Raw genomic sequence first — 11644 nt, 5'->3', positions numbered from 1 at the left:
CACCGCCCTTTCACGGCGGTAACAGGGGTTCGAATCCCCTAGGGGACGCCATTTCAATTTACATCTCTATCTCTACTAAGAAAATTTACTTCTAGTACTCATCTTTTATTACTTAACAAGAACCTCAATGCTCAGTTTTGTTAGTATTTATTGCTAAGGCTCATTATCCCTTTTCCGCACCTGCCTTGTCCCAACCCGTATTAATACTTTGTAATTCCACCCAATTTAGCGAATGGGTATTTAGAATGATGGCAGTGGGCAGGAAAAAACACCCAAACCCACTCAATACTGCGAAGCAAGCGATTATACGGTATAACCGCCAGCAACGCCTTTAGTTGCATAAGCTACAGCATCGTGGGCATGTAATGACTCATAATGATTTATTTTTATATAAAAATCAGATAGCTCTGCTTTATTCAGTCGGGCTTTGAGTTTTCTTGCCGCATCTTCACAAAACATCAGGTTCTGGCCGTTTAAGCGAGCAAACTCTTGCTCATCTTCCCGTTTTACCGCTGCTTGTACTGGTGTTTGTAACTCATCCTCTAGGGTGTCTATTAAGTTAACAATATCAAACTCTTCAATGTCATGTGCTAGTTTGACCTTGAGGTTAGCAATAGAGCGCTGTGAGTGTGGAGTGGCGACAATACCTGCCGTACTACCCAGCCAATCATGTATGCTCTGGTAGTCAAGTTGCTTACCATCAAAAGTGTCTTGGAAAGCATCTTGTATAAGCTGCCTAGAAAGCGCTGCAGAGCAGGGGCAGGTTGACGAGTAGGTTACATCTAGGCCTAATTCTAATGAGTAGCTGCCATCTTGTAAGGTGGCATCAATCACTACTGGGTAGCTTTTCCACCCCGCTTTTTTACTAAGTAAAGAATTACGTCGTAAAGGTAGTTCAAAGTTCAGCGTCACTTTGGCTGCCGTACTGAGCTCACTGTGGGTGCTGAGAAATTGATCCAGCACTTGTTTTAAACTCTTAGGTGTCAGTACATGTTCGCAAGAGAGATTATCCAGGGCGAGAAAGAGGCGCGACATATGGATCCCTTTTGCCTGCTCTTGTTGCAAGTTTACAAAAGCATCCGCTTTTGCCAACACAGGCACCTCGTTTTGGCCTTTGGTTTTTAGCATCAAAGGCAGTTCAATATTGCCCATGCCTACCCAATCTAATCTGCCTGTTTGCAAGGCTTCCGCGTTATGTGCGATATCCGGCATGTTTTTCTGCATTGCTACTCTCTTCAATCACGACTTAAAAAACGCGCATATTACACCAAAAGCTGAAAAGTTGGGATGAGATAGCTAAATTCAAAAGTTAAAAATTATTATTAACGTGCAATTCTCGATACATCTCTAGCTCGCGCAGCTGTGGCTTTATGCGACTGAAATGGCGGCGGCTGATCCGGTGAACTGGTATTTTCCGTCGATATCCATGCTCGCTTATTATAGTGGCTTTTGTATAATAAATACTTCAGGCTCGTGGTCACCAAACTCTTAGTGTTTGGCTCTAGAGCTCTTAGCAGTTTTGCAACAAATCTCGCCCTACAAGCGTTTAAAAATGGTGATGTAAAGTATGACAGAAAATTCGTTTGGCTCATGGGCTCGAATTTTATCTAATCTAGTTGAAAAGTATGGTAATAAGCGAGCCTTTTTTATCGCTTATGGGTTTACCCTTTTCGTCGCCAGTGTGCTTTCTTGCATGTTTTACTATGTCGCACTTGGGGTGGTTGAAGTTGTTGATATATTAGCGCTGTTATTTATTACTGCAGTGATATCACCGGCATTAATCATGATGTCGGTCATGGCGATGCGGCAGTTACAGTCTTCAAAAGCCTACCTTGAATCTGCAACACAGCAAGAAAAAATGCTGAACCAGACCCTCAAGGATAATATTAACCGCCTTAATAGCGAGATAGACGAGCGTAAGATTGCGCTCCATGCCAAACACCGTGCAATTGATGAACTGCGCAAAGAAATCGCTGAGAGAAAGAAAACGCAACAAGAATTAGCACAACAAGGCATGTTGCTGCGAAGTATTGTCGACTCGTCACCCGATTTATTTTACTACCGCGATGAGCAGGGGGTCTTCCAGGGTTGCAATAAAATGTTTGAGTTGGTGATGGGTAAGTCCAGCAGCGAGCTTATAGGGCGCTCTGTGGCTGAAATTTACGACCAAGCTTACCTACCTAAAGTATTGGAGACCGATGCCGAGGTAGAGCAAACCCAGCAACCTATAACATTGGACGTGGAATACCCAGTAGAAGGAGAGATGCGCTGGTTCGAAATGCGCAAACTGCCATTTATCTCTGAAAATGGAGAGTACATTGGCTTACTAGCCTTTGGTCGTGATATCACCAGCCGTAAAGAAGCTGAGCAGGCGTTAGAAACCGCTTATAAAGATAAAGGGAAGTTTATAGCAACACTGAGCCATGAGCTCAGGACGCCCCTTAACGGCATTGTCGGGCTAACTAGAATGATGCTCGATACTGAGCTTACGGCACAACAAAAAAGTTGGTGTAATACGATTTTCTCCAGTGCTGAAACCTTAGGTAATATTTTTAATGATATTATCGACTTGGATAAAATTGATCGGGAGCAGTTAGATATTGCTACCGACAGTATTAATGTTTCAGACTTTATCAATGATGTAGTGAATTTTGCTGGGCTTATTGCGGAACAAAAAGGATTAGAGTTTACGATTAACCGTTCAGGCATGCTGGATGTTTACGCCTTAATTGATCCCACGCGACTACGACAAATTTTATGGAATCTAATCAATAATGCCGTGAAGTTTACTCACAGAGGTGGGGTAACGCTTGCTTGCCGGCGAGAAAACCGGGAAGACATGCCTTGGCTGGTGATCAGTGTCATTGATACTGGTATGGGGATCCCGCCTGAGCAAATAGAACGCATTTTTGAAATGTATTACAAGGCACCTGATTCATCCGGAAGTAATGCCATTGGCTCGGGTATCGGTCTTGCTGTGACTAAAGCTCTGGTACAGGCTATGAAAGGCACTATCAAGGTATCTAGTCTTGAAGGAGAGGGCAGTCGTTTTGATGTGGAAATCCCTCTGCAGTTATGTAGTGCCCCTAAAGAGCAAAGCTATGCTGGTCGCAGCTTGTATATTTTGTTGGTGGAGGACGTGCCACTTAATGCTGAAATTGCCACTAACTTACTAGAGCAACGCGGCCATGAAGTCATCTGGGCTGAGACCGGAGAGGATGCCTTGTCTTTTGTGGAAACAGAAGACGAACTCGATCTTATTTTGTTAGATATGCAGCTACCTGATATTAATGGCGATGAGGTGGCCAGACAGATCCGTGCCGATGCCCATTTTGATCATTTACCAATTGTGGCATTAACAGCCAATGTCCGCAGTGCGGAACAAGAACTACAAGGGATCAATGTTCAGGGGGCACTAGCCAAGCCTATCAACACCACCAAACTTGATAAGATGCTGGCTGAGCTATTTGGTATTGCGGCGCAAAAGAATAAACAGCAGCCACTTAACCTCCGTGAACTGATGACACAGGATGGTTATAACGGTCTTGATGTAGAAACCATTTGCGACTTTGTTGAATCAATGGGAGCTCAGGCCTTTCAACGTAGCTGTGATCTGTTTCAGCAGCTCAGCCCGAAATACTGCACTGAACTTAGGGATGCGATAGCAAGTAATGATAGCGACAGCTACAGCGCCGTAGCACATAAAGTGAAAGGAGCTGCTGGTTCTGTGGGATTACAGCTAGCGCAATTACAGGCTAAGAAGATGGAGCAGGAAAGCTCAGAGCAGTCCGAAGATGTGTTGGAGCAGTGGGTTAAGGATTTAGAAGCAAAAATAGAAGAAGGGCAAAAAGCCCTTCATCCATTAATTGCAAAACTCGCTGATGGCTAAGGTACGATTACTGAGTATCGATTTTACCGATGAAACGATAACCTTCACCGTGAATTGTGCTGATTAATTCAGGTGTATTGTTATCGGTTTCGAAGTGTTTACGGATGCGACGAATAGTAACATCAACTGTACGGTCGTTAGCGCGAAGCTCACGGCCTGTCATGTGCTTAATCAGCTGCTCGCGGCTGAAAATACGGCCAGGAGAGTCTAGCATTAGGCGTAATGCGCGGTACTCACCCTTAGGTAAGCGCTTTGAATCACCTGTTGGCGAAGTCAAACAGCGGCTGTTTTCATCTAATTCCCAACCGTTAAAGGTAATAACGCCGTTACTGTCGATGGTGGACTCTTCAACCGATGTGCCGGTACGAGAGATCAGGTTACGGGCACGAATAGTTAGCTCGCGTGGGTTGAACGGTTTGGTGATGTAATCATCAGCGCCGATTTCAAGTCCAAGGATACGGTCAACGTCATTGTCACGACCAGTAAGGAAGATAAGGCCGATATTTCTCTTCTGGCGTAATTCTCGCGCCAAAATCAAACCATTTTTACCAGGAAGATTGATATCCATGATCACTAGATTAACGTCATCGTTAGACGTTAATTTGTCATGCATATCATCGCCATCAATGGCTTCAATTACCTTATACCCTTCCGCTTCAAATAAACTAACGAGGTTCAGTCGAGTTACGTCTTCATCCTCTACAATTAGAATGACTGGCGTTTGCATTATTAATTAACCTTTTCGGAATATATAATTTACAATGAGTTCGGAGCTATATAATAAATCCGAATATTTACGATTATAGGAGCTTATCCAATTGTTAACAAGTAAAATCAGTTGGGATGAAACTTGGATACGGCAAGTAGCCTTGAGCGCACGATAAAGTACTGATTTTCTAGGGCTTGTTTGTTTATATACAGTCGAATTTTACTCCCTTCTTGGACCAAAGAAGCAATCCCGCCTCTTTCTAAAAACTCAATACTTTCACCAATAGTCAACATATTTGATGCTATTGTGTCGGTCCAAGCGGACAGTATATCATTTTCACTTATTTCATCAATGTATGTGATATCACAGAGCCGGGAAAGTTCCCTGTAGCTGGTCGATTTTGCAACATTACTGATAACAATGGGCTTACCAGCTACGATTAAATTGTTAGCTCCTTTTAACTCAGCCGCGGGTCCTGCGTCGAGTGAATAGAAGCAAAAACGTAATCCTGACTGCTTTTCTAACTCGGGAAATTCAATGAACTTAGCCATTTGATATAAAAATGCCGCACGCACTTGATCTGGGGTTTTTGCCTCAGCAGCAACAGCAAACAAGAGCAAGATTAACACTATTATTAATCGTTTCATGATGCTTTACCTGATTTAGGCAGAGTGATAATAAACCTAGCGCCAGACTTGTACTCATCATCTAGCGTGATAGAACCTCCTAACGCTTGTGTTACTAGGTTATAGACTAAGTGCATACCTAAACCACTGCCACCTTCACCACGGCGTGTGGTAACAAAAGGATCGAAAATACGTTTTTTAATCGCCTTTGGTACTCCCTCGCCGTTATCTTGATAGTCAATGGTGACCTCATTGCCGCTGCTTGAGATAGTAATATCAATGTTGTTATCTTCAGAGGATTTAAAGCCATGCAGCAAGGAGTTAGAGACTAACTGCTCTAGCACCTGTTGCATTGGGCCGGCCTTACTTTGAATGGTTAAGTTGTCATCACAGGCCAGTGATACGTCAGGATTCTTAGTGGCAAGTTCTGGACGCATAGCTGCGATGACCTCCTTCAGTAGGGTAGCAAGATTCACTTCCGTGTTGACCTCTAAGTCTTGACTAACCGCCAAGCGTTTAAAGCTAGATACCAGCTCCGCCGCTCTATTAAGGTTACGGTAGATAAGATCGAGATTCTCAATTCCCTCGCTAATAAAGCGTTCTAACTGCTTGGAAGTGAGAGACTTATTCTGAAACGCATCGTTAATGTCTGAAAGTTTGTCACGCAATAATGTTGAGCCGGTTATGCCTAGCCCGATTGGGGTATTTACTTCATGGGCTACGCCGGCAACCATTTGTCCTAACGACGCCATTTTTTCATTTTCAATGATTTGATTCTGGTATTGGTGCATTCGCTCCAAGGCATTCAGTAACTCTTGGTTTGCTTCGCGTAGGGCAATGGTTCTTTGGTTAACCTTTTCCTCTAGGCTCTGGTTAAGTTGCTTTATTTCTTGTTTATCAGCTTGGTGGCGTTCTAACTGGTTCTGTGTTCGCGCCAACATAATATTGAGATTATTAGCTAAGACATTGAGCTCTGATATGTTGCTACCAGGAGCACGGGCATTATAATTATGATTTTTAGAAACATCTTGAAGCAGATTGGAAAGCGCCTCAATGGGGGAGGCAATGCGTTTTTGAATACCGCGAGATACCAGTAGAACTAATAAGAGCACAAACAGTGTTAGGGCAATATCAACCAGTATTTTTTTATTTATGTAAGCTGAGAGTCGCTCTAGGCCTCCTCTTATATACACATACCCCTCTATCTCACCTTCATAGATCACCGGTTTGATCAGTTCCACGTAGTCTTCTGACACTTTTGGCGTCGCCAATTCATCTATCTGATTTACTTTAAGTGGCACCGGAGGAGTACGACTGGCATTAAAGCTGGTGAAGAATACCGGCTTATTGGTAACATCATCAATAGCATAGATGTGGATGTTTTTGATAATATCGACCTGCTGAAATGATTTTAAACGAGCATCTTCGGTTTTTCTATCATCAAACAAAATGGTGATTTGCGAGTTAAAAGCAACAATATCAGCAATCATTTCAATTTTATTGATGATTAGCTGCTTTTGCTCTTTGACATCTAGGTAGGTTGAAATCGAAATCGACAGCGATAAGCACAACGCCGTTACAAGCATCACAGCGCTGATCAAAACTTTTCTTATGCTTGTTTTTGTTAGTTGCTTACTCATTCATTGTCCAGCTGTATGATCAGCATTAAGCTAAGTCTAGCAAATATCGGCTTAAGGTGTATTTAAACACTTTGCCTTGAATAACTAGCACCGTTCGCTAACCTAGTATAATAAAGTAGAGCAATTAGCTGAAAATGAAAAGGTTTAAAAGAGTCGAGACGGTAAATTTATACCGTCTGTATATGCGCGGACTAGGCTTTGGCGATTTAAAACTGGGCTTTATAAACCGCAAATTTATTGTTTTTGTCGACAACATCAAATTGCTGAAATTGCGCCGCAAGGATAGGTGGGTACTTTAAAAAGCTATTGGCGACAATTTGCAAACTGGCTGCTTTGTCCATATGACGCTTAGCTCCAGTCAAAAACTGCTCAGCGATACCATAATCGGTGGCAATGCCAGTATGAAATGGTGGGTTACTGAGAATGAGTTGATACTTCCCAGTTAGTTCACTGAGTCCATCGCTTAACACCAGCTCAGCTGTAAGGCCGTTCATAGCTAAGGTTTTTTGTGTCGCAAATAAGGCTAACGCGTTTACGTCTAAACAGCTAAAACGAAGGTTAGGTTGTTGTAGCAAGGCAAAGCAAGTAATGATCCCGGCACCACAACCAAAATCTAACGCCTTACCTTTGTACGGCAGCGAGATATTTTCTAATAGTAACTGCGTCCCTAAATCCAGTTTACCGTGATTAAATACTCCAGGCACACTGGCGGCACAAAACTGCGTGCCGGCGACACTAACATCAAAGCTGGTAACGTAAGTTTCAATATCAAACCGCTCTAATACGCTAAGCTGGTTAAATTCGTAAAGGATGCAGTGCTTTGCACTGTCGAGCTTATAGCTATACTGGGCAACCGGCTTTAGTTGTTTTTCAACGCTTTTCACTCCGCCTTTATTCTCTCCAACAACCAGCAATCGCGTGTTAGCGCCACATAAACTGCGAATATTATCCAGCGTCATTTGCGCTTCAGGCTTGGATTTAGGGTAATAGTAAATAACCAACTCAATGCCACCCAGTGGCGGTAGTTGATGATCTATATGTGCTGTTAGGCCTGGTACTTGTTTCGCGTGAAGGTGATTGGCAAAGTCATAGCTAAAGGCGTGAATGTCAGAGTCAGGGTTAAGCGCACACAGTTCACCGAGAAAATCATCGCGTTGATGATTTATAACCAGAATCTTATTGGCTACTAACTCTTCTTCATTGCGTAGCAACAGTAAACTTGGATTGGTTAATGACAAGGTTAGCTCCTGAATAAGTGTGGCTGAAAAATGGTTGTGAAGTTAAGGAGCTGGGCAGCTCCTTATTGCGAGCTTAGTTTTGGCGTTCAAACATAAGGTCCCAAACACCGTGACCCAAGCGTTGTCCACGTTGTTCGAACTTAGTAAGTGGCCTAAAGTCAGGGCGCGGAACATAGTCATGGGTTGCTGATAGGTTGCTGTAACCCGGTGCGGCATTCATTACTTCTAACATATGCTCTGCGTAGTTTTCCCAGTCCGTTGCCATGTGGAAAACACCACCCACTTTTAGCTTTTTACGTACTTTTTCGGCAAACTCTAATTGCACAATACGACGCTTATGATGGCGCTTTTTATGCCACGGGTCGGGGAAGAATAATTGCAATTTCGCCAGCGCACCGTCAGCAATACAATCAGCTAACACTTCTACTGCATCATGTTCAAATACGCGTAAATTGCTGACCCCTTGCTCATCTGCTTCCATTAAGCAGGCTCCAACGCCTGGACGGTGAACTTCAATGCCAATAAAGTTTTGCTGTGGATTGTTTTTAGCCATTTCAACCAGAGACTTACCCATGCCAAAGCCGATCTCTAGAACGACATCATTGCTGTTGCCAAATACCTCAGTTAAATCTAATAACCCCTGCTGATGCTCTAACCCCATGCTTGGCCAGCATTTTTCTAAGGCAGCAGCTTGGCCTTTGGTTAAACGGCCTTCGCGTTTTACAAAGCTGCGTACTTTTCTGATGTATTTGCCTTCTTGTTGCGCCTGTTCAAGCGCACTCTTGCTTGATTCGTTCATGGTCATTTCTATGCTCGTGAAAATGGTCGCATATTATCGTCATTCGGTTAGCAATAAACAAGTATAGAGTGAAACTTTACCAGGTGACTAATCAAGCATTAGTCATTACACTGGCGGCTTTTGTAGCAAGTAGTAGTTAGGTTTATGAAAGTTAGCCAACAACAAGCCAGCTGGTTCGCTGAACAGGTCGTTAATTGGTACCACTTACATGGTCGCAAAAGCTTACCGTGGCAATTAGGTAAAACGCCTTACAAAGTGTGGGTCTCGGAAGTCATGTTGCAGCAAACCCAGGTTGCCACTGTGATCCCATATTTTGAGCGATTTATGGCACGATTCCCTACGGTCATAAAACTTGCCGATGCTCCAGAAGACGAAGTATTACATCACTGGACAGGGTTAGGCTACTACGCCAGAGCGAGAAACCTACATAAAGCAGCAAAAATAATTCGCGATCAGTATCAGGGGCAGTTTCCTGAAACGCTCGAACAGGTGATGGCATTGCCAGGTATCGGTCGCTCTACTGCTGGGGCGATATTATCACTGGCGCTAGGTCAGCATCATGCCATTTTAGATGGCAATGTAAAACGGGTGCTAGCGCGTTTTTATATGGTGGAAGGCTGGTATGGCGTAAAAAAAGTGGAGAATACACTTTGGTCGCTTAGTGATGCCGTTACCCCAAGTGGTGATGTACGTGAATTTAATCAGGCGATGATGGATTTAGGTTCCGGAGTTTGTACCCGCTCAAAACCTAACTGTGAAAGTTGCCCTTTGAGTCAGCAGTGTGGTGCGTTGGCACACGATCGAGTGGCGGAATTTCCCCATTCAAAACCAAAAAAGCAAAAGCCCAAAAAACAGGCTCATCATTTAATTGTACGAGTTGGTAACCAAGTGCTGATGGAAAAGCGCCCAGCGGCGGGGATTTGGGGAGGACTGTTTGGCTTTTTCGAGTTCAGTGGGCAAAGCGAACTTGAGGCGTTTGCTGCGCAGCAAGACATAGCCATAACCAAGCGTCAGACTTTGCAGCCATTTGTGCACATTTTTAGTCATTTTGAATTGACCATTACCCCAGTGGTGGTGGACCTGGATAAGGTGCCTGATTGTGTCCATGAGCAACCTTTGGTTTGGTACGACCTGCAACAGCCTCCAGAAGTTGGCCTTGCTGCACCGACAAAAAAGTTGGTTAAAGTCTTAGCGGCAATAGGGTAAACTGATGTTATCAACTGGGTTGGCTGTAGTTCAGCCCATGAATTATTTAAAAGGTAGGTACTAATGGCTCGAACAGTATTTTGTCAAAAATTACAAAAGGAAGCGCCAGGGTTGGACTTTCAACTTTATCCGGGTGAAGTCGGTGAGCGTATTTTTAATAATATCTCTAAAGAAGCTTGGCAGCAGTGGCAGCAAAAGCAAACCATGCTTATCAACGAAAAACACCTGAACATGATGGACCCTGATCATCGCCAATTACTTGAAGAGCAAATGGTCGGGTTTTTGTTTGAAGGCAAAGACGTTGAAATTGAAGGCTACCGCCCACCAGAGCAGTAATACCAATCCGCATTAATACTTGCTCAATTTGAGGGAGCAAATTCGACGCTAACTGCGTTAAAAATTTCTTATTTAGAACAACTAAATAGCAAAATTTTCGCCTTGTTATCGACAGAATTTTCTTGCCTCAAATAGACCACTTAATTAAGCGAATTGGTATAAATTAAGTAATAAAAAAGGTCGCTATAGCGACCTTTTTTATTACTAGAAAAAGTATCAATAGTCGCGGTCGACTGAAATTTCAGCCAGAGCTATTAAGGCTTGTTTATAGTCAGACTGTGGTAGTACATCGAGTTGCGCAATGGCTTTTTTCGCCTCTTCTTGGGCTTTTGCCATGGTAAAATCAAGCGCTTTAGTGTCACTTAGGGTAGCTAAGATATCATCGATATATTCTAAACCATCGCCTTGTTTAATGGCTTTACGGATCTGCTCAGTTTGTGGTTGTGATGCTTTTTGCATTGCGTAAATAAGCGGTAATGTCGGTTTCCCTTCCGCCAAGTCATCACCGATGTTTTTGCCTAATAGCTCTGCATTGGCGCTGTAGTCCAAAATATCATCAACTAACTGAAACGCAGTACCGAGGTGCATACCATACAGCTTTAGTGCTTGCTTCACTTCTTCTGACTGTTCTAATACCACTGCTGGTAACAGGGTCGCCGCTTCAAATAATTTTGCCGTCTTGCTGTATATCACCTGCATATAGCTTTGCTCGGTGGTATCTGGGTCATTACAGTTCATTAACTGCAAAACTTCGCCTTCGGCAATCACATTGGTGGCATCGGCGAGTATGCCCATGACTTCCATGTTGCCCAGGCCGACCATCAACTGAAACGAGCGAGTATAGATAAAGTCTCCCACTAAGACGCTAGCGGCGTTGCCGAACTCCGCATTGGCGGTTGGCTCACCTCGGCGCAGTGCAGACTCATCGACGACATCATCGTGTAGCAAGGTTGCGGTATGAATAAACTCAATGATGGTTGCTAGGGTTATGTGTTTGTCACCCTCGTAACCTAGTGCACGTGCTGCAAGCAATGCTAGCATCGGGCGAATGCGCTTACCGCCACTATTGACTATGTATAAGCCCAGCTGTTTAACGAGTGCAACGTCAGATTGCATTTGCTGGTGTATGAGTTGGTTGACATCAAGCATATCTTGCTCAACCAATGTTTGGATAGTTTTTATATCCATCGTGCTCCGAGCC

Annotated in this window: 10 protein-coding genes; 3 read left to right on the top strand and 7 right to left on the bottom strand. The window is 43.6% G+C overall.

Features of this window, described 5'->3' with window-relative positions; all coding sequences use genetic code 11:
* Positions 1-303: 303 nt before the first annotated feature.
* Complete coding sequence (folE2, locus tag ACNKW2_RS13510) at positions 304-1224, bottom strand: GTP cyclohydrolase FolE2 (protein WP_419149037.1); 921 nt, start codon at positions 1222-1224, stop codon at positions 304-306.
* A gap of 343 nt (positions 1225-1567) precedes the next feature.
* On the opposite strand from folE2, the gene arcB reads away from it, so the two are divergent.
* Entirely contained in the window at positions 1568-3889 is a 2322-nt protein-coding gene (gene arcB, locus ACNKW2_RS13505; protein WP_419149036.1) for an aerobic respiration two-component sensor histidine kinase ArcB, read from the top strand.
* 7 nt (positions 3890-3896) lie between these two features.
* Here arcB and arcA read toward each other — a convergent pair whose 3' ends face one another.
* The 5 genes from arcA to trmB all read right to left on the bottom strand — a co-directional run bounded on the left by arcA (position 3897) and on the right by trmB (position 8901).
* Complete coding sequence (gene arcA / locus ACNKW2_RS13500; RefSeq protein WP_336568871.1) at positions 3897-4616, bottom strand: two-component system response regulator ArcA; 720 nt, start codon at positions 4614-4616, stop codon at positions 3897-3899.
* A 107-nt stretch (positions 4617-4723) separates the two neighbouring features.
* Positions 4724-5245 carry a YfiR family protein gene (locus ACNKW2_RS13495; protein WP_419149035.1) on the bottom strand — a complete coding sequence of 174 codons (522 nt, stop codon included), beginning with the start codon at positions 5243-5245 and terminating at the stop codon, positions 4724-4726.
* Positions 5242-6864, bottom strand: coding sequence for a sensor histidine kinase (locus ACNKW2_RS13490; protein WP_419149034.1), 1623 nt, complete (start codon positions 6862-6864; stop codon positions 5242-5244). Before ACNKW2_RS13490 ends, ACNKW2_RS13495 begins: the two co-directional genes overlap by 4 nt.
* 206 nt (positions 6865-7070) lie before the next feature.
* Positions 7071-8102, bottom strand: a complete 1032-nt coding sequence (locus ACNKW2_RS13485; protein WP_419149033.1) for a methyltransferase — start codon at positions 8100-8102, stop codon at positions 7071-7073.
* A gap of 73 nt (positions 8103-8175) precedes the next feature.
* Positions 8176-8901 carry a tRNA (guanosine(46)-N7)-methyltransferase TrmB gene (gene trmB, locus ACNKW2_RS13480; RefSeq protein WP_336568875.1) on the bottom strand — a complete coding sequence of 242 codons (726 nt, stop codon included), beginning with the start codon at positions 8899-8901 and terminating at the stop codon, positions 8176-8178.
* 144 nt (positions 8902-9045) lie between these two features.
* Between trmB and mutY the strand changes: the two genes are divergently transcribed.
* Both mutY and ACNKW2_RS13470 read left to right on the top strand, forming a co-directional pair.
* Positions 9046-10107 carry an A/G-specific adenine glycosylase gene (gene mutY, locus ACNKW2_RS13475; protein ID WP_419149032.1) on the top strand — a complete coding sequence of 354 codons (1062 nt, stop codon included), beginning with the start codon at positions 9046-9048 and terminating at the stop codon, positions 10105-10107.
* 63 nt (positions 10108-10170) lie between these two features.
* Positions 10171-10443, top strand: coding sequence for an oxidative damage protection protein (locus tag ACNKW2_RS13470; protein WP_336568877.1), 273 nt, complete (start codon positions 10171-10173; stop codon positions 10441-10443).
* Positions 10444-10659: 216 nt separating this feature from the next.
* On the opposite strand, the gene ispB is transcribed toward ACNKW2_RS13470, so the two are convergent.
* Positions 10660-11631 carry an octaprenyl diphosphate synthase gene (gene ispB / locus ACNKW2_RS13465; RefSeq protein WP_419149031.1) on the bottom strand — a complete coding sequence of 324 codons (972 nt, stop codon included), beginning with the start codon at positions 11629-11631 and terminating at the stop codon, positions 10660-10662.
* Positions 11632-11644: the final 13 nt, after the last annotated feature.

Source organism: Pseudoalteromonas 'SMAR', assembly GCF_048515945.1.
Classification (GTDB): Bacteria; Pseudomonadota; Gammaproteobacteria; order Enterobacterales; family Alteromonadaceae; genus Pseudoalteromonas.
This window is presented reverse-complemented; position numbering and strand designations above follow the sequence as displayed.